This is a genomic window from Bdellovibrio sp. ZAP7, assembly GCF_006874645.1.
GTDB lineage: Bacteria > Bdellovibrionota > Bdellovibrionia > Bdellovibrionales > Bdellovibrionaceae > Bdellovibrio.
In genome coordinates this window covers 192960-212669 of the sequence record NZ_CP030082.1, presented here as the reverse complement: position 1 = coordinate 212669, position 19710 = coordinate 192960, and the positions used below count along the sequence as shown (strand labels likewise).

At 44.6% G+C, this 19710-nt stretch carries 19 protein-coding genes; 4 read left to right on the top strand and 15 right to left on the bottom strand.

The window, feature by feature from the left end:
* Positions 1 to 56: 56 nt before the first annotated feature.
* The 3 genes from DOM22_RS01045 to DOM22_RS01035 all read right to left on the bottom strand — a co-directional run bounded on the left by DOM22_RS01045 (position 57) and on the right by DOM22_RS01035 (position 3952).
* Positions 57 to 1154, bottom strand: coding sequence for a DUF444 family protein (locus DOM22_RS01045; RefSeq protein WP_142698611.1), 1098 nt, complete (start codon positions 1152 to 1154; stop codon positions 57 to 59).
* The gene (locus tag DOM22_RS01040) at positions 1154 to 3229 is read right to left on the bottom strand and encodes a PrkA family serine protein kinase (protein WP_142698610.1); all 2076 of its coding nucleotides are present in this window, start codon (positions 3227 to 3229) and stop codon (positions 1154 to 1156) included. The genes DOM22_RS01045 and DOM22_RS01040 overlap by 1 nt, the downstream gene beginning before the upstream one ends.
* A 75-nt stretch (positions 3230 to 3304) precedes the next feature.
* On the bottom strand, positions 3305 to 3952 hold the full coding sequence (locus tag DOM22_RS01035; RefSeq protein WP_246845789.1) for a hypothetical protein: 648 nt from the start codon (positions 3950 to 3952) through the stop codon (positions 3305 to 3307).
* A 17-nt stretch (positions 3953 to 3969) separates the two neighbouring features.
* On the opposite strand from DOM22_RS01035, the gene DOM22_RS01030 reads away from it, so the two are divergent.
* The gene (locus tag DOM22_RS01030) at positions 3970 to 4590 is read left to right on the top strand and encodes a hypothetical protein (RefSeq protein WP_142698609.1); all 621 of its coding nucleotides are present in this window, start codon (positions 3970 to 3972) and stop codon (positions 4588 to 4590) included.
* Positions 4591 to 4650: 60 nt separating this feature from the next.
* Here DOM22_RS01030 and DOM22_RS01025 read toward each other — a convergent pair whose 3' ends face one another.
* A complete protein-coding gene (locus DOM22_RS01025) occupies positions 4651 to 6525 on the bottom strand; it encodes a tetratricopeptide repeat protein (RefSeq protein ID WP_142698608.1) in 1875 nt (624 codons plus the stop codon).
* 93 nt (positions 6526 to 6618) lie between these two features.
* A complete protein-coding gene (locus tag DOM22_RS01020; RefSeq protein WP_142698607.1) occupies positions 6619 to 7116 on the bottom strand; it encodes a hypothetical protein in 498 nt (165 codons plus the stop codon).
* A 291-nt stretch (positions 7117 to 7407) separates the two neighbouring features.
* On the opposite strand from DOM22_RS01020, the gene DOM22_RS01015 reads away from it, so the two are divergent.
* The gene (locus DOM22_RS01015) at positions 7408 to 7953 is read left to right on the top strand and encodes a polyhydroxyalkanoate synthesis regulator DNA-binding domain-containing protein (protein WP_088617236.1); all 546 of its coding nucleotides are present in this window, start codon (positions 7408 to 7410) and stop codon (positions 7951 to 7953) included.
* Between the two features lie 113 nt (positions 7954 to 8066).
* Here the strand turns inward: DOM22_RS01015 and DOM22_RS01010 are convergent, their stop codons facing one another.
* Both DOM22_RS01010 and lpoB read right to left on the bottom strand, forming a co-directional pair.
* Positions 8067 to 9278 (bottom strand): COG3014 family protein, encoded by a 1212-nt coding sequence (locus tag DOM22_RS01010; RefSeq protein ID WP_246845788.1) that lies wholly within the window; start codon positions 9276 to 9278, stop codon positions 8067 to 8069.
* A gap of 32 nt (positions 9279 to 9310) precedes the next feature.
* Positions 9311 to 9910, bottom strand: a complete 600-nt coding sequence (lpoB, locus tag DOM22_RS01005; protein ID WP_142698605.1) for a penicillin-binding protein activator LpoB — start codon at positions 9908 to 9910, stop codon at positions 9311 to 9313.
* Between the two features lie 53 nt (positions 9911 to 9963).
* Here lpoB and DOM22_RS01000 point away from each other — a divergent pair, with 53 nt between their 5' ends.
* The gene (locus DOM22_RS01000) at positions 9964 to 10458 is read left to right on the top strand and encodes a JAB domain-containing protein (protein WP_168196517.1); all 495 of its coding nucleotides are present in this window, start codon (positions 9964 to 9966) and stop codon (positions 10456 to 10458) included.
* Here the strand turns inward: DOM22_RS01000 and DOM22_RS00995 are convergent, their stop codons facing one another.
* Complete coding sequence (locus tag DOM22_RS00995; RefSeq protein ID WP_142698604.1) at positions 10459 to 11052, bottom strand: hypothetical protein; 594 nt, start codon at positions 11050 to 11052, stop codon at positions 10459 to 10461.
* A 284-nt stretch (positions 11053 to 11336) separates the two neighbouring features.
* Here DOM22_RS00995 and DOM22_RS00990 point away from each other — a divergent pair, with 284 nt between their 5' ends.
* A complete protein-coding gene (locus DOM22_RS00990; protein ID WP_142698603.1) occupies positions 11337 to 11858 on the top strand; it encodes a hypothetical protein in 522 nt (173 codons plus the stop codon).
* A 55-nt stretch (positions 11859 to 11913) separates the two neighbouring features.
* On the opposite strand, the gene DOM22_RS00985 is transcribed toward DOM22_RS00990, so the two are convergent.
* From DOM22_RS00985 to DOM22_RS00955, 7 genes are read right to left on the bottom strand one after another with little or no spacing between them, the layout of a single operon-like run.
* Entirely contained in the window at positions 11914 to 12843 is a 930-nt protein-coding gene (locus tag DOM22_RS00985; RefSeq protein ID WP_142698602.1) for a hypothetical protein, read from the bottom strand.
* The gene (locus tag DOM22_RS00980) at positions 12840 to 15257 is read right to left on the bottom strand and encodes a fimbrial biogenesis outer membrane usher protein (RefSeq protein WP_142698601.1); all 2418 of its coding nucleotides are present in this window, start codon (positions 15255 to 15257) and stop codon (positions 12840 to 12842) included. The genes DOM22_RS00985 and DOM22_RS00980 overlap by 4 nt, the downstream gene beginning before the upstream one ends.
* Positions 15254 to 15973, bottom strand: coding sequence for a molecular chaperone (locus tag DOM22_RS00975; protein ID WP_142698600.1), 720 nt, complete (start codon positions 15971 to 15973; stop codon positions 15254 to 15256). The genes DOM22_RS00980 and DOM22_RS00975 overlap by 4 nt, the downstream gene beginning before the upstream one ends.
* A 24-nt stretch (positions 15974 to 15997) precedes the next feature.
* Complete coding sequence (locus DOM22_RS00970) at positions 15998 to 16234, bottom strand: hypothetical protein (protein WP_142698599.1); 237 nt, start codon at positions 16232 to 16234, stop codon at positions 15998 to 16000.
* A gap of 32 nt (positions 16235 to 16266) precedes the next feature.
* Positions 16267 to 18246, bottom strand: a complete 1980-nt coding sequence (locus tag DOM22_RS00965) for an ATP-binding protein (protein ID WP_142698598.1) — start codon at positions 18244 to 18246, stop codon at positions 16267 to 16269.
* Entirely contained in the window at positions 18243 to 19232 is a 990-nt protein-coding gene (locus tag DOM22_RS00960; protein WP_142698597.1) for a hypothetical protein, read from the bottom strand. Before DOM22_RS00960 ends, DOM22_RS00965 begins: the two co-directional genes overlap by 4 nt.
* On the bottom strand, positions 19213 to 19683 hold the full coding sequence (locus DOM22_RS00955) for a hypothetical protein (RefSeq protein ID WP_142698596.1): 471 nt from the start codon (positions 19681 to 19683) through the stop codon (positions 19213 to 19215). The genes DOM22_RS00960 and DOM22_RS00955 overlap by 20 nt, the downstream gene beginning before the upstream one ends.
* Positions 19684 to 19710: the final 27 nt, after the last annotated feature.

Genomic DNA, 19710 nt, shown 5'->3' with positions numbered 1-19710 from the left:
ACTCTCTAAAGGGCTATTGGCCCTTCTTGCTAAGACCCGAAGCGACACACAGTCGGTTAGCGGCCTTTACCGAGGAAGTCTTTGATGGAATCCAGAATCTTGTCTCTGCTTTCAATTTGGCTGAGAGTGATTCGTTCGTCCTCGCCGAATTCCTTTTGCAAATCTTTTAAGAACTGACCACTGCCGTATTTACTTTCGACTTGGCCGTATCCAAAGACGTTACAGTTAGGCAGGAAAAACTCCTGCAGCATCTTCACACAAAGACGCGTGTCCTCGCCACTCCAGTTATCTCCGTCACTAAAGTGAAAAGGATAAATATTCCATTCATTGGTTGGATAATCCGCCTGGATAATTTCCTGGCAAAGTTTATAGGCAGAACTGATCAGCGTCCCGCCAGATTCACTGGTGCGATAGAAAGTGTCTTCATCAACTTCCTTTGCTGCCGCATCGTGAATGATAAAACGAGTCTCTAGACCCTTGTAATGCTTCTTAAGCCACGTATTGATCCAAAAGCTTTCCAGTCTGACGATTTCTTTTTGCTCCTCGCCCATGGAACCCGACACGTCCATCATATAGATAATGACCGCTTGAGTTTGGGGTTGATTCACCTTTTTGAAAGACTTGTACTTCATGTCTCGGCGAATCGGCAGCACCAGCGGCTCTTCCGGGTTATAAGTTCCGGAACCCACCATACGTTTCAGTGCGCTTTTATAGGAGGATTTAAAATGACGAAGTCCCTCAGGGCCTACCGGAGCAATCCCTGTGAATTTCGTTTTTAGGGAATCAATATTTTTGTGACCTTTGGGTTCAATACGCGGTAGTTGCAGTTTCTCACCCAGGATATCTGCAAGCTCTTCCATGGAGAGTTCAACCTCCACCATGTGTTCGCCGGGTGCTTCACCTGCTTGCCCTTGCCCGCCTTCGCCTGGATCGCCAACATCCTGGCCGGGTTGTCCTTCACCTTGACCAACACCACCAGATTGTTTGGGACCATAACGGAAATTGGGAATATCAATGCGCGGAAGCGGGATCTTGACGTATTCGTCTTCCCGCTTCCCGATCATTTCACCTTGCGACACGTATTTGCGAAGGTCTTCTTTGACCTTGCCCTTTACGATGTCTTTAAATCGGCTTTGATCTTCGCGTATGCCCATTATCTACTCTTTACATCGCCTCGGGCGAAGATACTTGCAACGTAATGTAAAACATCCGTCGCAGAGATTTCATCGTATCCGAAGTCTTTAATAAGACGGGTTTTAACGATATCAATCTTTTCTTGCGTATCCTTATCAACAGCATTGCTGACAAGAGTTGTAAGCTTGATACTGTCTTTTTGATCTTCAAATAGTTTAAGCTCAATTGCTTTATGCAAGCGCTCGTTCATCTTGAAGTTAAACTTCTTACCTTCAAGAGCCAAAGCCCCGATGTAATTCATGATCTCACGACGGAAATCATCTTTACGGGATTCTGGGATCTCGATCTTATCTTCGATCGATCTCATCAAACGCTCATCCGGCTCTTCGTCGTTACCAGTGAACTGATTACGAACACGCTCCTTCTGAGTATAAGCTTTTACGTTATCGATATAGTTCGAGCACAATCTTGCCATCGCGCTTTCGTCAGCACTGATCGCGCGTTGTACTTCGGCCTTGATGATCTCTTCGTATTCTTGCATCACGACACCCAAAAGCTCTTTGTATTCTGCTTTTAGCTCTTCGTTTGAAAGAAGCGAGTGACTCTTAAGACCGGATTCCAATTCCTTAAAGACCATGAACGGATTCACGGAACCTTTATTGGACTGCTGCGCATTTACCAGCGCGTTGGAAAGTTTATCCTGGATATAACGAGCCGAGATACCTTCCAGCCCCTCGCGTTGAGTTTCTTTACGAAGCTCACGCACGTTGTCCTCAGTGTAATTCGGAAGCGTTTTACCATTATAAAGTTTCAATTTTTGCAAACGCGTGAGGTTTGCTTTTTTAGGTTTTTCCAAACGAGTCAGGATCGCCCACATCGCTGCCATCTCTACAGTGTGAGGAGCAATGGAAATACCACGCACTTTCTGGGAGTTGAAATCACGTTTATAGATATTGATTTCATCTTTCCAGCGAGTGATGTACGGAATGTCGATTTTTACGGTACGGTCACGAAGGGCTTCCATGAATTCGTTGTCTTGCAAACGACGATACTCTGGTTCATTCGTGTGTCCAATGATCACTTCGTCGATATGAGTCTGTGCGAATTTCTTAGGCTTAACTCTGTGCTCTTGTGACGCTCCCAAAAGGTCATACAAGAAGGCCACGTCAAGTTTTAGAACCTCGACGAATTCAATCATGCCCCGATTGGCAACGTTGAACTCTCCGTCAAAGTTAAAAGCACGAGGATCCGAATCAGAACCGTACTCTGCGATCTTACGGTAATTGATATCACCCGTAAGCTCTGTGGAGTCTTGATTCTTTTCGTCTTTAGGTTGGAAAGTACCGATACCGATACGGTCGGCTTCGGAAATAAACAAGCGTTTCACACGAACGTGTTTTAGCACGCTCATCAAATCACCTTCATAATGTTCCATCAAATGCTTAAAGATAAAACGTGATGGCGGGCTTAGCTCTCCATCAACGTGAACACGGTAACTGCCTTCTTGGCCTTTGTTGATTTGATCATACAAAGCGCCGCGCATTTCTTCTGGAATCAACAGCAAGGGCTCTTCATTCATTGGTGAAGGGAATACTTTTACTTCCTTACCCAACAAACCATTCAGCTCATTCTTTTCATCAATCCACTCGAACGTGTACAAAGCACCTTGAGGTTGATGAGAATATCTCTCCAAACCTTTTTTCAGCATGCGGCAGATCGTGGACTTCGCACTTCCGACCGGACCGTGCAATAGGATCACGCGCTTCTCTGTGCCGTAACCCAAAGAGGCAGATTTTAAAATATTTACGAGTTTCATCAACTGCACATCCAGTCCGAAGACTGCATCTTTGCCGTTGTTGAATTGATCACTAAAGAATTTGTATCGAACGACTTCCTTTTTGAAATCGAGATACGTCTCAGTACCTTCTTCAACGATCATGTCATACATGCGTTGATAGGCATTCCTAGTGATTTTTGGATTGGCTTTAACCAGATCTAAGTACTCAGAGAAAGTACCGCTCCAATGTTCTTTAGCATTGACGCTGGAGTTCTGCCAGTTGTTGATCAGCGAGTGAAGGTCAATCTTAGAGGACATAATACTCTCCCCGGTGATTTGTGACACACCTACTGACTAAGATTATGCCTCAATACTAGACGGTTAACGAGTTTTTTAATTTATTTGTATTGCCTTGAAACCATCAGGTTGTTTCAGGGTGAACGTCTCAGGTTTAAACTGGACCTCGGTCTGGGGAGCTTTAAAAAGCCACTGCATTTCGAATTGCGGTGCCGTAATTACAACTTTCTTCTTACCTTCTGTGCGATCCTTCCATTCAACTCGAATAGAACGCTGCTTATTTTCACACTTCGACAATATACGAGAACTATCCTGCTCGCATGTCCATCCTGGGCCACGCACAGGCTCATCAAACGCGATATTGGCCAGATTCATTGGGTGCAAACTCAGACCGATTATACGCTCAACGGATTTTTCAGAGTTCTTTCCATAATAAAATTCTTTTCTGGGATAGATGGCATAAGCAATTTCTTTGGGAGACATAACCAAAGATGCGACCTGAAAACCCATCACGGCTGTGATGTCCAAACGAACTCTTTGGTTTTTTACGGCCATCATATCTATGGAGACGGAGTTGGATTTATTTTCCTTCATGTCGCGAATCAAAGCTTTGGTTTCCCATTCCGCTTGTTGAAGCGGACCTTCAACCACAGGCTTGGTTGCACAAGCATTCAAAAGAACTGCGCCGCTAAGAAGAAAAAGACCCTGCATCAATGATATTAATTGTCGCCAAAGATTTTTCATTCCCTTAGCATATGGAAATGCATTCAGTTAAACAAGCATTGATCATGTTTCGCCAGAATTGGAAGGACAGCCTTATCTTAGGAGTCCTTGCTACACTCTTTACTTTCTTTTCACAGATTGTTCCCACGATCGGTGCCTTATTGATTGCTGTGGGCCTTTTGATTTTTCAAGAACTCGCGAATTTGCGTTTGCAAAAAGGACGCTGGGAAAGAGACTTCACGCATCTGCAAAAAGATTGGGTGTCGTGGCTGATCACGGCGGTCATCTTGATGCCGACGGGAATTTTAATGGGTTCAGCCTTTGGAGTAATCCACAGTCCTCAACCGTTGATTCAATCGTTGCCGGCAGGGTTTGGATTGATGGCCATGGGAGTGTTCTTTTATTTCATCTTATCCCACGGTTTGAATCTGCAACTTGAAACTCATATGGGTATCGCAAAAGCCATGGATCGCACTGTTATCGCTGCCATCAAAAATCTGGGTCCTTTTCTGGCGGCAACGGTAGCGATCAGTGTTGCGTTGGTGATTGCCACATACCTGCGTGGCTTGGGCTTGATTCTGGCGCTGCCGTTTATGTTTTTCACATGCTTCTATCTATATATAGAGATGAAAAACAAAAACGCTTTCGAGAAAAAATAAAAAAAGCCCACCAAATAGTGGGCTTTAAGTAGCGAGTTTCCAATTTTTCCGACCAAGGAATTATTTTGCCGTGTGATCTGCCGCAACAGGTGTTTCAACAGAAGCTGGCAATCTTGGAGACCCCATTTCTTGTTTTTCAATCGCAGTGATCTTAGCGCGGATTTCCTGAACTTTACGTTTATCAGTTTCTAGGTCCGCTGCCTTACGATACATCTTTTTAGCTTTATCAACCATGGATTGCTTATAGTAAGCATCACCCAAGTGTTCCGCGATGACGCTCACAGTACCTTGAAACTTGTGAGCTGCCTCCAGGAACTTGATCGATTCAACCGTTTTGTTCTGTTTGTATAAAATCCAACCCAATGTATCCAAAACATAACCGTCTTGCGGCTCCAGCTCTGTCGCACGACGAGCCAGCTTTTCAGCGTCTTCAAGATTTTGGTTCATCTCTGCCCATGTGAAAGCCAGATAGTTCATGCCTTGCACGTGGTTTGGATCCAATTCCAAAACTTTTTTCATTTCAGATACGACAATGTCTTTGTTACCCATACGGTCATTAATTGTACCGAAATAGAATCTCAGTTGAGCGTTCTCTGGGAATTTCTCAAGGCCTTGCTCTAAAACTTTGGCAGCACCTTTGAAATCGTTCTTTTCATCCAACAAGGAGGCATACATTGCATACACTTGTGGTTGATCCGCGCGCTCTTTCAAACCTTTGGATACCAGTTCAATCGCTTCATCCAAACGACCCACACCTTTTAGCAAGTACGCCGCATGAACAGTCGACTCGCCATAGTATGTACTGGAAGTTGGGATCTTTTTAAATTCACGGATCGCCTTTTCAGACTGACGTGTTTCTTCGTAAACCGCTGCCAGGTAAAAACGGATCTTATCTGAATCTGGAGCATCCTTAAGGATTTGTTCCAGTTTCTCTACCGCTACGTCGTAACGTTTTTGCTCAATCAGGATCAACGCCATTTTCATTTTGATGTTCAATGGCTCATCTGTGTTTGCTTCCAATACTTCCAATTGATCATAAGCCAAGTCGTACTTGCCTTGTTCAATATAAGTTTGCGCAAGAACGTCAGCGATTTTAGGAGAAGGAGATTGTTCTTTTTGATAAGCACGGTACAAAGACAATGCTTTTTCTTCCTGTTTTTGTTTCGAATAGAAAGCACCCAAAGTCAAAACACCATCAGCAAAATCTGGTTTCAACTTCAAGGCAGTTTTGAAAGAAGCTTCCGCTGCTTTTTGGTATTTCGCCTCTGGTTGCTCCATACGCACGCGACCGATATAGTAGTGCACCAGGTACGGTGTCGTGTATTCAGGATTTTTCAACAATGATTCGAAATACTTCACGGCTTTGTCAGATTGCTTTTGCTCAGAGTACAACGCGCCAATGTAAAGAGGAGCTTCTGTGTTCGTCGGAGAAAGCTTCATCACAACCTGGTATTGATCCATCGCTTTAGGATAAGCTTTCATCGAAGAGTACAAACCACCCAACAACAAGTGAGCATCGATGTTCTTTGGATCTTTCTTAGTTGCTTCTTCAGCTTGGGACAAAGATTCAGAGATCATGCCCAACTTCAAATACTCCGCCGCCAAACGCATGTTCACCGCTGGAGAATTTTGATCGTAAACCAGAGTCAGCTTAAACGACTCGATCGCTTTGTTTGGGTTACCTTCCAAAGCATACGCCTCGCCCATTGCGAAGTAATAGTCTGCTTGAGTGCGCAAATAAAGTGGATCAAGAGTTGCTTGGCCATCTTTTGATGAAATCGGTTGAGGAGTCAGAGATGCAGGAGCACGGTTGTGATCATTGAAAGAAGCCTCGTAGTAAGGCGCTTTGTCTGAATCGTGTGACGTGGATGTCGCGCATGCAGTCAGCGAGAGAAAAAGTGCTGCGAAAATTCCGGTCCTAGTTTGAAGAAGCATTGGATCTCCTTGGTCACTAGGCTGTTCGGTGCTCTGTGAGAAAACCTTGACGAGAGGCCGCAATAACTTGACCCAAGGACAGGGCCAGGAAATCTAATTTTGAGACATACTCAAGACCACACCCACATCGTCTCCACTAAAGTTGGGTTGTCCTGAAATCTTCGCATCCTCATTTTCCAAATCTTTGCTTTCGACTTTGGTGTTGGGGCCCGATGACCACACGACAATGCGGATGTTCGAGTTCTTCTCTGCGTTTGGTAGCACGCGGTAATGGTATGGCTGACCCCACGGGTCAGTGCCCATGGTTCCAGTCGAGCGAAGGCTGTCGATTCCGTCAACTTTAGGTGAAATTGAGGCTGGAGAACGGCCTCCAGAGGCCACTTTCGGCGCCGCAGAAACCTTTGTCGCCTCGCGGTAAATCTGTACAACTTGGTAACCCACGACCTCTGCTTTCTGCAGGGCGGCTTTGGTTTCAGAGTCTTGTACGGACTGGTTCCAGGGGGAGGCAATGATGGTTGCCGAGAAGCCAACGAGACCCAACAAAGTCAGAACTCCAGATGACTTAAACTCTTGATTTTTCTCATTTTTCATTAAATTACCACCCGCAACGTAATCGACCCTAATGACGTTTCGGCGACTTCAAATGAAAACTTTAGACGAAGGTCTGAGAATTCTGCGGAAAAAAACAAACAAGGGTTTGGACGGAGGGAGATTCTCAAATCGATTGAAATTAACGCCTAGAGTCTTTTCTTTTGATTTGAGGACCGCTTGACAAGGCATGGCACCGGGGATAGGTTGCGCCCATCGACAGGGGGACGTGCTGAATACTTTAGCACATATCTCATTGGATATTTTGGGTAATTTTCAAATTGGGAGGCAGTTTTGATCAACCAAAACGAAACAATGACATCTAAGCCAAATTCTAAAGTTAAAATCATCAAGCGTTATCAGAATCGTAAACTTTATGACACACAACAAAGCTGCTACGTGACTTTGGACGACATCGCTAAAATGATTCGTACAAACGAAGAAGTAATGGTTATCGATAATAAATCAAAAAACGATATCACTGCTGCAACTTTGACTCAGATCATCTTTGAAGCTGAAAAGAAAGCATCTCAATACGCTCCTCTTTTCACACTTCGTGAAATCATCCAAAATGGCAACGGCAGCATCTCTGGCTACCTTGCTAAACTTGGTGCATTCCCTCAAGACTACATGACTAAGCAACAAGTAAACACAGTTGTTGAAAATGCGTCTGCGGAAATGAAACAAAACTTGGAAAACCGTGTTGCTACTGCAGCAACTCGCTACAACACAGACACTACTGCTAAAGTAGCTGCTGAAAAAGCGACTGTTCTTCCAGGTCTTCAACAAGACGAAGAAACTCCGAATCTTCCGGGTTCATCTCTTGGTTTGAACAACTAGTTCTGTTTCGACAGAATTCGCACCGAAAGGGCTCAGCTTAGGCTGGGCCTTTTTTTTGTCCAAAATTCGCAGCCCTTGAATAATCGCCGCAAAAAAGAACGCTTGGAAAATTCCTACTTAAGGGATCGCCAAACGATGAATTTCTTTTGGCCTGACTTGATTGTGACCCTCTGATTGTACAAAGCTTCGCCGGTCGGCGCGCCTGATAGACTCAAACCTTCTAGATTGAATTTATACTCCCCTGCACTTAAGGGAACCCGGATGATTTGAATTGTTTGTGGAAGCATCGACCACTGACGAAGATCCGCCTGGTCGGCGATATTTAATGCTAAATAAGTCAAATCACCCAGCAATTTGTTCTGTTGGCGGACTTGATCTGCTGCCACAGCCTTAGTGGCAAGTCCCGCAATTCGTTTCGCGACCAAGACTCCATAGTCTTCCTGCAAAGTTTTGATGGCGGCTTCTTGAACATCGTAAATTGGATGACTGACGACCGTTGCTCCCCCGTCAATTGTTAGACGAGCGAGTTTTGTTTCACTGGGAGTTGGATACAAGGCCGGCAAACGGTATTCATTTTTTGCCGCGTATTTTCTGGGCCCCCACCCCTGTTGGTATATAATCACCAACTCTCCCAGGGATTTATTGTACCAATCGGGATCTTCCTTCACTTCAGGAAATTTCTTTTTCCAATCCTTATATGTATCGGGACGACGGGCATTTTTTGCTGAACGAATCAGGTCCTCACCGATACGAGGAATTGTGGGATCCAATTTATAAGCTTCTTGATACGCGATGTAGGCATCATCGTAATCGCGGTTTGCTTCCCAAATCAACGCCGACAAATATTTACTGAACGGATTCAGTTCAAATTTCTGTTTTTCATCGAGGCGATACTTTTGAAATTTTTCATTGATACGGCGAGCTTCAACCAAAGCATCATCAAGCTTACCAATTTCGAGGAAGTTCATCGCAAGATACGCATTGATGAAAATCTTTTCGAAGGTGTCACCTTTATACTGAACCATACCTTGGTTTAATAAAAGTGAACCAGTCACTCGAGAAACAGACTGATAATCGAGCTGTTCACTGAGTTTATCTGCGCGCAAAAATGTCGTGTTACTTTCATCGACTTTACCTGAAATCTGCAAAGCCACGCCATAGTCCAACAAGTAAACTAACTGATCACCATCTTGTTTATTAGCAAGCGGCTCAAGATCCTTCAAAGCCGCATCGTAATTGCGAGCGATAAGGGACGTACGGGCTTTATCCACCTTACTTTGATAAGATGCACATCCCGTACTTAGCAGAAGAAAAAAAAGACCCACATATCCTGTGAGTCTCTTGGTCGAAATAATCATTATAGTCCGATAGATTTTTTCTTAAACACTTTACGAATTTGTTTTTGGTCTGACCAAGTGATCATGCTTGTTTTCAAATTCGTCAAATTCAAAGTCAGTTTGTAATATACGGATTTGTCTTTCCCAACTTCTTGAACGATTGAATCCAAACGACCGTTGATGATGAAGTCTGCACCAATTTGACCGCCAGGGCCTTTCTTAGTTTCAGCACTTGTCATACCCGAGTTTTGGTAATTGTATTCGTCAGCGATATCACCGCGAGCTTCTTTATCGATGAAAGCTACTTTGCCAGATTTCATCAGATCAACACGGATCATATCCATGATGCTTTGGGTGTCGATGTGTTCGCTGGTTTTATTTTGCAAACCAGTCACGATCACGATGGGCATTTTTTTGGACTGCGTGATTGCCGGAGATTGAAGGGCACTGTTCACAAGATCCTGAACAGCTTTTTGCATATCTGTTTCAGACCATTGGTCGTTCAAAAGATTCTCTCTGTTCACGTCATCGTAATCACCTTTCGTGAACGCCTTAGGACCACAGCTCGTAAGAGCCAACAAAGAAACAGCCATTGCACCAAGTAGCAAATTCTTGATCATAAATACCCCTTATTCTTCCCAAGTCTATGCCGAGGATTTGTCGGGCGCAAGTCATGCCCGTGCGTTTCAAGACGGGTGTCCACTTTCCGTCCTTCCCTGATCGGTGTGATGAGTCCGCCCGGTTACGCTTTTTGCAACGTTCCCAATGCATGACAGAAATCACCAGCAGCGCCCAAGCTTTTGAAACCTTGAAAACGTTCATAAACCCCTATGCCGAAGAATTGTGGGTCATTGCATTAAGTCCGCAGCTACAAGTTATCGCGACGGAAATGATTTTTAGGGGGACCGCGGATCATTGCCCGACGCACCCCAGAGATATCTTTCGTTTTCTTATTTTAAAAAACGCCAGTTTCTTTATGATGGCGCACAACCATCCCAGCTCCAGTGTTCAACCTTCTGATCAGGATCTGATTACCACCCGAAAAATGCACAACTGCGGCAAGCTGTTTCAAATACCACTTTTAGATCACATTATTTTCAGCGAACGGGACTATTATAGTATGGCTGACAACGGATTTTTCAAAAGGTTCAAAGGATCGCGCGTTTGATTAGCGAATAGCATCGCCGTGGGAGTTAAAGATATCCGTGCTACCCGGCTGACGATTCAGTGGGACGACTTGCTTCACACGGTAGTTTTCATCAAGGTAAACCTTGTACCCGCCTCGGCGTGCATTTTCCACGAACTGACGAGCGTATTCTTTTTTGTAAGCTTCAGAATACTCGACTTCTTGTTGCGCATTGAAAAGTTCTTTTTGAATCACATCGTTTGGATTTAATGGCTCGCCCTCTTTACGCTCACCACGGCCCAGTATATTTGCAACTTCTGCGGCTCGGGAATCGTTCGAAAGATCCAAACCAGAATCTTGAGGATTGTAAGTAGTTTGGGCTTTGGTGGAGTTGAAATCAGAACCCGCTGCATTTTCAATTTCTAAACGACGGCGTTCGAATTCCATTTTTTCATTTGTAAGCATCAGATGTTTGTTCACTGACTTTTCAAACTTTTCAGTTTTCTTAACACCCGCTTGGCCACCGGATTTTGGATTGTCGTTCCCTAGTGACATCAATACAAGAATGCCCGCCCCTAAAAACAAGAGGATCGCCAAAAGCTTGTTGTTATCATTCGAGGACTTCTGCTCTGCCATCAGTATTATTATCGGCTAAATGAGACATCTCTAAAGGAAGTGGGCCTCGTCTCTGCCCCCACCAAGATCCACCCCGGAAATGAGCCCATCTCAAATATAACAGGACTTCAGGCCTGACAGTGTCGGCATTTTTACGTCTTTTTGTCTAAATTTTTACCACTTCTTTACACTCAAGTGTCATATAGCATCGAGCTGCGGATATCCTGGCTCGGCACAGTTGGTGAAGTGTGTTCTGTGACATTACACCAAAAAACCCACGCTTCTTTGAAAGGAAGTACCCCCGCATGAAAACGATCGCGAAAATCACGGCTCTAATGGCTACTGTTGTTGTTGCAGCTCCGGCATTTGCCGCTACCCAAGCGACTCTTAAGTTGACTGGATCAGTGCCCGCTTCGACTTATATCTCGATCGCTTCAACGAATGTTGAAACCGGCGCGGTGGAACAAGCTTACACAATTGATTCTTCTAAACTGACAACAGCGGGTTCAAATACTGTAGATAACATCGCTTACGTATTTGAAACTTCAAATCGCAAAGCGGGTTACACAGTCACTGCAAGCTCGGCACACAATGGTAAATTGACGATGGATGATTCAAACGCTGGTGACGCTGCTGCGATCAACTACGCTTTGATCTACAACGGTCAGGAAAAATCTTTGTCTTCTTCTCAAACGGTGACTGACGTAAGCTCTTTGAGCCAAAAAACAACTGCAACTAAATCAGTGGGTTTGAAAATCACTGGCAATGCAAATGCACTAGAAGGTACTTACAAAGACACCGTGACATTCACGATCACTGCTAAGTAATTAGTTTTCTTCTTATCTCTTTTTTGGAAAGCTCTTCAGCAATGAAGAGCTTTTTTTATTCAGCAGACTGAACTGTCAGAGTGATAATATCGCTGAAATTCCCGGACTGATCCTGTGTATAATTTCCGATGGTCACTGAGGTTGGAATAATTTTTCCACTCGCAGGAGATGATCCCAGCTCCCTTTTCACCTGAACCGGACTGCTTGACGAATTGCCTAAGTTAACAGTCGTGCCTGCAAAAGAAATGGTATACGGAATATACGAAGACGCCGTTTCATGTTTGAGGCGACCATTATTTTGCGACGAAGCATACAGAATATAACCCGCATTGTACTTAACAATTACATCACAACTGCGTGTCGTACCGGTCGCGAGATTTCCAAAGTCCAAAGTTTCACTGATATCAGCGATGTTAAATGACCCACCCGACGGAACGACAGAAATATCGGCGCGCTTGGGAGCATTCAGATAAAATGCGATCACCACAGAGCGAACGAATTCATAATTGGATAGCGTTCCTTTATACAAAGTTGCCGTGATCCATTCAGAATAAGTTCCCTGCTGCCTCCAAGGCGACGACGTATCCGCTGAAATCCAATAAGGGATTGAGATTTGGGCATCATTGCCGCCTTTATCTGGAAGAGCTCCATTCAAGACATCATTATAGTCATTCACCTGTGGTATATTCTTTAACACCTGCGTGTTGCCAGAATCTTTGTAAAGCTGTAACGGCCAGGTGTTAACGAGGAAATATTTTAATGACCGAGAAGCATAGTTGGCAGATAAACCGTAATCGAAAGTAATAAAAAAACTGCAGCCTTTGGCTCTGGTATCGGCTTTTACAATTAAGTTCGAAGAGATGTTAGGATTTGTCGTCAGATCAAATGCCGTTTGCTGTGCTTGAAGCTGCATATTCATGCAATCATCAGCGAAAGCCGCAGTTGAAAACAATGTTAGGAATAAACTTAGAGCGGTTTTCATCATCGCTCCTCCTTAGTGACGATCAAGTCACCTACGTTCACAGAATTATTAGGATCATCCATTACAGTTAAACTGATACCAGATAAGTCAGGACGATCAGTTACGATTTTATAAGAACCTGGAGCCAATCCTTCAATTACGAATTGACCATCACGATTGGTGAAGAAAGTGTTATCCACCAATTGGCCTTTATCATTCATTACGTCAGCAGCAACCAGAGCCAGCGGTGAGCCGTCTTTCATTCTCAGACGACCTTTAACCATGACTTTGCGATTCAAAGTCGTTTCGATCAGGATACCGCTCTTATATGTTGGCATAGCACCATAGTATTCTTTATCCAGCAGATATCCTGTCGGTAAAGACGTCGAATCCAAATTCACCATGTAACGGTAATACGACGTGCGATCCTTTAACACCGTATTTGATCGTGGTCCCAACTGCGCCTCACCCTTGGCTCCCAATGGATTAACTAACATCTCCGCATTTTCAGGAAAATTATCCGAAGCGATCAACACGAAGCTGTCGGTGATCGGTTGAGAAAATGCACCACGCGTTCCCACCCAAGCAAATGCGGTCGACACACCCAATGTTGAAGTCGAAACTCTTTGCCCCAGACTTGTCGTCGTCGAAAACTGGTCCCAGCGATAACTTGCGGGCTGAGTCAGATATTCCAGATACATACTGCCATTGGTACTTTCATTCACCCTTTGCAAAGATGCGGACGCTCTGACGTCATCATACTGATAGAAGTTGTTACGATTGACGGTCGCAGTGGTGCTTTTGGTTTGAGTTTCATGATACGCACTTACACTGTAGCGACCTGCTGGCTCTGACCAGAAATAGGAAATCAATCCGCGGTCCTCTTGTTTGTCTGAGACTTCGCGCACAATTGAAAATTCGATGCGATTCGAAACATTGATTGGATAGCTTAAATTCGTTCGATAGAAACGACGATCGGAAGCATTTGGGGGAACGTCTTCATATCCGCCGCCCACTCCCCATATCCCGCCTAATCCAAATGCTGTGGACAGTTGCAGATCATAACGGCGAAGTAAATTCAGTGGCAGTCCGTCAATCGCAACTGGTGGTTGAAAGTTTGGATCTCGCATCAGTACTTCTGCTGCCGCAACAAAAGGAACATTATAACCGTACATGCGATCTAAACTTCGATAAGTCAGACGACTTCCCCAGCCACCCAATCCATTCGCGGTTCCGTAAGCGGTATCTAAAGAAGCTAATCCCCATTGAGCAATTTTGGAAATTTCTACTCCGGGCATTGTCTTATCCAGATAATTCTGAAAATTTATTCCCAAAGTTAAATCGTCCCTGACACCCCAACGATGATACAATGACGTGAACACACCGTCTTGGGAGTAGGTGCGATCGCCCTGCTCTTGCACCCAAGGGTTACCAAAGTTGTAAGAAAATTCCTGCGTTCCTTCATTCAGAATAGAATTTTCAAACAATAAGGAAAAATCATAGGACTCTTCCTGTCCCAAATCGTCACGCACCTTGATCTTTACGTCGCTCAGACCAATCGCAATTGGAAAATCACGAACATTGAATCTTCCGGGGCCCAGGCGCTGTTGACTGGTCAGAACACCATTCACATATACTTCAACGACTGAGGGTCGCTTGATTTCAATCTCGGTACGACTGATAGGACGAAGAGTGCGGTACGGCTGAATCGAGAACTCACGACTAAAGGAAAAGCCACCCAGCGACGGAGCACTTTGTAAACCGCGCGAATAAGTCGTCAAATCCCCCAGCGTATAACGGATCATGTGTTCTTCATCGTCAGTTCTTAGACGCGTATCCTGACGAGTCCAGGGATACTCGGCATGTTCTTGAAATTCCGCCCCGGCCTCAAGGACAACACCTTTGATGTTTTCGACTAAATCCAAACGACCCACTAACGGCATTTTGCTGTCAGCAGAAGATGTACCATCCCCGTATTGAAAGGGCTGACTGGCGCGTATATTCAAATAACCACTGTGGGCATCAGGTCGATAGTATTTATTTTCGTCGACTTCGATATAAGTGACACTCAGCTCTTTGGCTTTTCGATAGTTCAGGGGAATATTCAGAATCAATTCAAGATTCGCTTCGTTCCACTGCGGCTTTAATCCGGCAGCATCCAGGCTTGCAACACTGATGACTCCTTGAGGTTGGACCAGGGACTTTACAATCTTGAAGTTTGAATCTTTAAGGGTCTTTTGCAATGCCTCCATCAACGGAGCGGACTCAATCATAAATTCTTTGCGTGAGTCTCTGGGGAAAACCCAGACTTGCACCATTTCCCGACTGTCCAAAATAACGGGTGCCATTAGGTAGGGCTTAGGCAAATCAGGACGCACGCCTGCAGCTGAGGCAATCGCCGAAATAAATAAAATAGCAATGGTTGCTAGAAATCTCAATCCGCGGACTCCGCAAGCTCCATCGATACAGAAGCTTCAATGCCCTTCAAAGATTTAGTTAGAGGAAGAGAAACGGTCTTTTGAGTTTTAGCCAGGAAATTTACGCCATCTATACCTTGAGGCTTCGTCAATTCTTCGACGACCTTGCCCTTTTCCATAACTTTAAATGATTTCACATAGACGATTTTATGTGCGCTACCTTCATTGGAAACCGTAACCGCGATATTTTTAGGAGAAGTCACTTTGACCTCTTTCACTTTAACATCGGCAGTTGCGTCCTTAGGAGTCACGTAAGCGGAGGCCACGTATTGAAGCATGAAGGTCACGTTAGCGCCGGTCTTTTTGGCTGCCTTGGCGTTTTTCTCCTTCAACTCGACAGGAAGTTGCGTGGCGACGATGCGGTAAGATTTTTCTTCCTTATCCGCTTCTCCCGTAAAGGTGATGCGCACATTTCTTTTTTCATGAGGCAGCAGAACGACCTGTTCGGGATAGATTGTAAATTCGCTGGTTTTATCGCGCTTTTCGGTTCCGCTTTTTTCATCGCGAGTCAGGACTTCCACCTGAACTGGAATTTTATCGCCGGTCGGATTATCCAAAGTGACAACTTGTGTTGCCAACTTTCCCGACGGTGCGAAATTCACAACCATGGGATCCAGACGAAATGCAAAAGTGGATGAACAAAATAGAATGAGTGATGTTGCTGCAAAGAACTTCATGTTCCCATGATAGTCTTTGCGAATTTACGGAGCAATGATCGTGACTGTAGATGCGGGGAATCTGCCAAGAGTCTGGACCTTGATGGCTTGAGACCCATTATTGATGGCGACGATTTTTTTGGTGATTGGATCCTGTGAAATTGAAACATTCGCGCGAAGTGGCACGTGAGCTACTAACTTTAACGAGGCACTCTCCCCCGCCTGCGCAGAAACGCCTAACAGAACAGAGAGTAAAATGATGGATTTCCAAAACGCCGACATAACATAAGAATCGGCTAGACTGGACTAAAGCTTTAGGACAAAAGTTGTGTGTTTTTCTCTTGTACCGGCGGGAAGATCGGTAGGATGACAATAAACTCAGTGCCAACGCCAACTTCAGAACGAACTTGGACTTCCCCACCGTGATTTTGCACAATTCCATAGGAAATACTAAGACCTAACCCAGTCCCCTGCCCCACACCTTTGGTCGTGAAGAAAGGATCGAAAATCTTATCGATCGTTTCAGCACTCATGCCTTTGCCACTGTCTTGAATTGAGATTTGCACCCATCCCGATTTATTCAGTTTGCTATCTTTATTAGGCTTATAGTCCTTCAAAGGCAAAGTTGAAATCCAGATATGACCCGTGCCCTCAATCGCCTGCACAGCATTTGAGAGGATGTTCATAAAGACCTGGTTGATCTGACTTGCATAGCAGTGAATATGCGGCGTGGGTTCGTACTGACGATGGATTTCCAAACGCCCTTTGATCTCCCCTTGCAACAAATTCAGTGTCGTATCCAAGCTTTGATGCAAATCGATTTCCTGCAGCTTTGCTTCTTCCAAGCGAGAGAAGTTTCTTAAGCCCAGAACGATGTCGCGCGTACGACGAGCGCCATCTTGACAAGATGAAATCAATTTCGGCATATCTTTCACGATATAGTCGAATTCGTATTCTTCTTTGAGCGCTGGAAGTTTAGTTACATCTTTTTCTGCAGACTCAACAAGTTTGATCAGCTTGTCGCTGTAATCACGCAGATAAGTCATGTTCGAGTAAATAAATCCAATTGGATTATTCAACTCATGCGCTACACCCGCAACCAGCTGCCCCAAAGAAACCATTTTTGCCGAGTGAACCAGCTTAGTTTGTGTTTCTTTCAGCTCGCGGTTAGCAGATTCAAGTTCCGTGATTTTTTTTCTAAGGTCAGAACGCGCAGTCCAGATCTTCTTACTCATTTCATTGAAACTTTCAGTCAATAATCCGATTTCCGTGTCATTCTTAACTGGAATAGTAACCGCTTGTTCTTGAGACTCGAACGACTGCAAGGCATCCACCAGATCATACAGAGGTTTTAAAACCCAGCTGGATGTTACTAAGATCGTAAGGATCAGCAGCATCACCACCGCACCAACGACCGTCATAAATGCGATATTCACATTGCGAAGGACTGCAGCTGATTCACTTTTTGAAGCACCCAATGCCACATAGAATTTTGAGATACCCCAATCAAGTGGATAAACCAGGAATCCATAGGGAGCTGAGCGAACGTTCAAATCAAAGAACAGATCTTTTTGCGGATGGAAGTAGTTCTTAAAAAAATCTTTTTTATAAAGATAGAAATCCGCGTGGCTCGCAGCGACCATGTCGCCGTTGTCTTTAAATAAGATCAACTCAAGCTTCAAACGGTTTTTGATTTTAGTCAGGTATGCCTGATTCAAATCAATCACCTGCTCCATATAACCAATCAATCTTCCGCTGCCATTATTCACTCTCGAGATCACGATCAAATTCAGTTTGTGATCATCACTGTACTCAGCGACTCCCACTTCATCTTTTTCCTTAACCTCGGCCATGTATTTCGCTGACAAAAAGACGGCGTCTTGGCCAGGCATAAAGCTGCGCACATTGCCCTTGTTATCTTTAAAGACTGAAGCCAGCATGCGACCTTCACGATTAAAGAAAGTCAGACTGGAAGTATCATCTGAACGAATCCACGTACTTGCGACGTTACGAACTGTATTCCCGTCACCCATCGACAAATGATAGGTCAAACTTGGATCCCGCAGGTAACGTTCGCGACGTTGTTGCAAAGAAGTGCGGTAATCATTCAGCATGATTTCCACTTCACGAGCATTGCCCTTAAGTCTTTGAGTTAATTCGTGATCAATGGCTCTTTCGTATTTCTTCATCGAGTAAAGAGTTACGAAAGCCAGGGGAACGACAGAAAATAAAAGAGACCACACGATTAAAATCGTGCGCAGGGATCTTTTAGGTTTCCGTCTTAGCGTTTTCACTTTTTATCTTCATCCACAGTGATGATCAGACGGATGATTCCATCAGGCATTACACGGGGATGCTTTTCCTTATTCACATGAACTTTGCCGTATGTGCCTAGGAACGTCGTCAGATCTTGGTATTTAGCTTCCGGCAACGTGAAGTGATAGTAGGTGGATGTTGGAGATTTCTGCCAACCTAATTCCACCCCACCGGCTTTACGACCGCCAAGCTCTTTAACTTTTTCTGTGATTTTAGGACCGACCACAGAAAGATTCGTAACTGCAATTTCACCACGATAAAGGAAACCACCCGAAGTTGCTCCTTCAGAATCGCTTCCCTCATCCGCTTCTTTTTTCGCAGGTGTAGCCGCAGCAACCTTCGCTGCCACAGGTGCCGCCGGAGTTGCAGAAGGCTTCGCCGCCACTGCTGTCGTGGCCGGAGTCGCTTTCACGTCCACCGTCGGCAATGGTTTTGGAGTTTGCAATGGCTTTTCAGTTTTAGGTTCTTCGTCCACGAACTGGGGTTTGTCTTCGACTTGCGCAACTTTTTCAGTTTTTGCCACTTCAGCCAGAACAACTTCTTTGGTGTTACCGCTCATACCGATTTGCAAAACTTTTTGCCACGGAGCTACCGTCAGCAAAGTCACAATCACGGCAACGACAACCAACGCTTCTAATCCCCACTTCAATCCTTGTGGCCAGCGATCAAAATTGGATTTTTGCATTAGAACTGTCAGATAAGTTGAAGGCGTATTGATTTGCTCAATGATCGGTTGAGACACAATGGTATCAGATAATTGCTTTGCGTAAATTTCGCCGTTTTGGATCTTATTCAAATCCAATTGAGCATCACGCGAAAATTTCACGTGATCTTCCACCGCTGACTTTCTTTCATCATCGAGAATCCCCGACAAATAGTCGTAAAGTAGCTCATGGCCGATAAAAGGAGACATCTCCCTTTTGCCTTTTTTTGAAAGAGGAATTTTACCTTCCTGCTGTGCCATGCTTTAACTTACCCACACCTTGAGTCATAGTTCCGAGTTTTCGCAAAGCTCGGCCCAGGCGATAACGAATCGTGCCTTGAGTGATTCCCAAGCCCTCTGAAATATCATTATCTTCTATTTTTAAAATTTTTGACCAAATCACTGTTAACAGCTCGTCTTCAGACGCTGTTTTCTGGAATTCACGCCATGGGCCCAAATCAACACCTTCAGGAACCAGCCAACCGGATTCAACTGTGGTATTTGGACGACCGCGAGTTACACGTACTTTGAATTTATCCCAAGTAATCTTAGTTGCCGCGACAAGGGCGACAGAAGTGGAAAGTTCCGGATTGCGATGCTTTTTATCTCGACAAAGGGCTAGTGCCTGAGTTGAAGCTTCGATCGCCCTTCTGTCATCTAGTAAAGCAAAGTAGAAAAACAAGGCGATCGATTTTATGTCGGCTTCGGTCATGCACTTCCTAATATATAAGTAGAGTGA

What these genes read in the sequence shown, in the direction of transcription:
- DOM22_RS00995 (WP_142698604.1), bottom strand. Translation starts at nt 11,052, where the DNA reads ATGGCAGAGCAGAAGTCCTCGAATGATAACAACAAGCTTTTGGCGATC.
- DOM22_RS00985 (WP_142698602.1), bottom strand. Translation starts at nt 12,843, where the DNA reads ATGATGAAAACCGCTCTAAGTTTATTCCTAACATTGTTTTCAACTGCG.
- DOM22_RS00960 (WP_142698597.1), bottom strand. Translation starts at nt 19,232, where the DNA reads ATGGCACAGCAGGAAGGTAAAATTCCTCTTTCAAAAAAAGGCAAAAGG.
- DOM22_RS01040 (WP_142698610.1), bottom strand. Translation starts at nt 3,229, where the DNA reads ATGTCCTCTAAGATTGACCTTCACTCGCTGATCAACAACTGGCAGAAC.
- DOM22_RS01030 (WP_142698609.1), top strand. Translation starts at nt 3,970, where the DNA reads ATGCATTCAGTTAAACAAGCATTGATCATGTTTCGCCAGAATTGGAAG.
- DOM22_RS00990 (WP_142698603.1), top strand. Translation starts at nt 11,337, where the DNA reads ATGAAAACGATCGCGAAAATCACGGCTCTAATGGCTACTGTTGTTGTT.
- lpoB (WP_142698605.1), bottom strand. Translation starts at nt 9,910, where the DNA reads ATGATCAAGAATTTGCTACTTGGTGCAATGGCTGTTTCTTTGTTGGCT.
- DOM22_RS01000 (WP_168196517.1), top strand. Translation starts at nt 9,964, where the DNA reads ATGCCCGTGCGTTTCAAGACGGGTGTCCACTTTCCGTCCTTCCCTGAT.
- DOM22_RS00955 (WP_142698596.1), bottom strand. Translation starts at nt 19,683, where the DNA reads ATGACCGAAGCCGACATAAAATCGATCGCCTTGTTTTTCTACTTTGCT.
- DOM22_RS01035 (WP_246845789.1), bottom strand. Translation starts at nt 3,952, where the DNA reads ATGAAAAATCTTTGGCGACAATTAATATCATTGATGCAGGGTCTTTTT.
- DOM22_RS00970 (WP_142698599.1), bottom strand. Translation starts at nt 16,234, where the DNA reads ATGTCGGCGTTTTGGAAATCCATCATTTTACTCTCTGTTCTGTTAGGC.
- DOM22_RS01020 (WP_142698607.1), bottom strand. Translation starts at nt 7,116, where the DNA reads ATGAAAAATGAGAAAAATCAAGAGTTTAAGTCATCTGGAGTTCTGACT.
- DOM22_RS00975 (WP_142698600.1), bottom strand. Translation starts at nt 15,973, where the DNA reads ATGAAGTTCTTTGCAGCAACATCACTCATTCTATTTTGTTCATCCACT.
- DOM22_RS01025 (WP_142698608.1), bottom strand. Translation starts at nt 6,525, where the DNA reads ATGCTTCTTCAAACTAGGACCGGAATTTTCGCAGCACTTTTTCTCTCG.
- DOM22_RS01045 (WP_142698611.1), bottom strand. Translation starts at nt 1,154, where the DNA reads ATGGGCATACGCGAAGATCAAAGCCGATTTAAAGACATCGTAAAGGGC.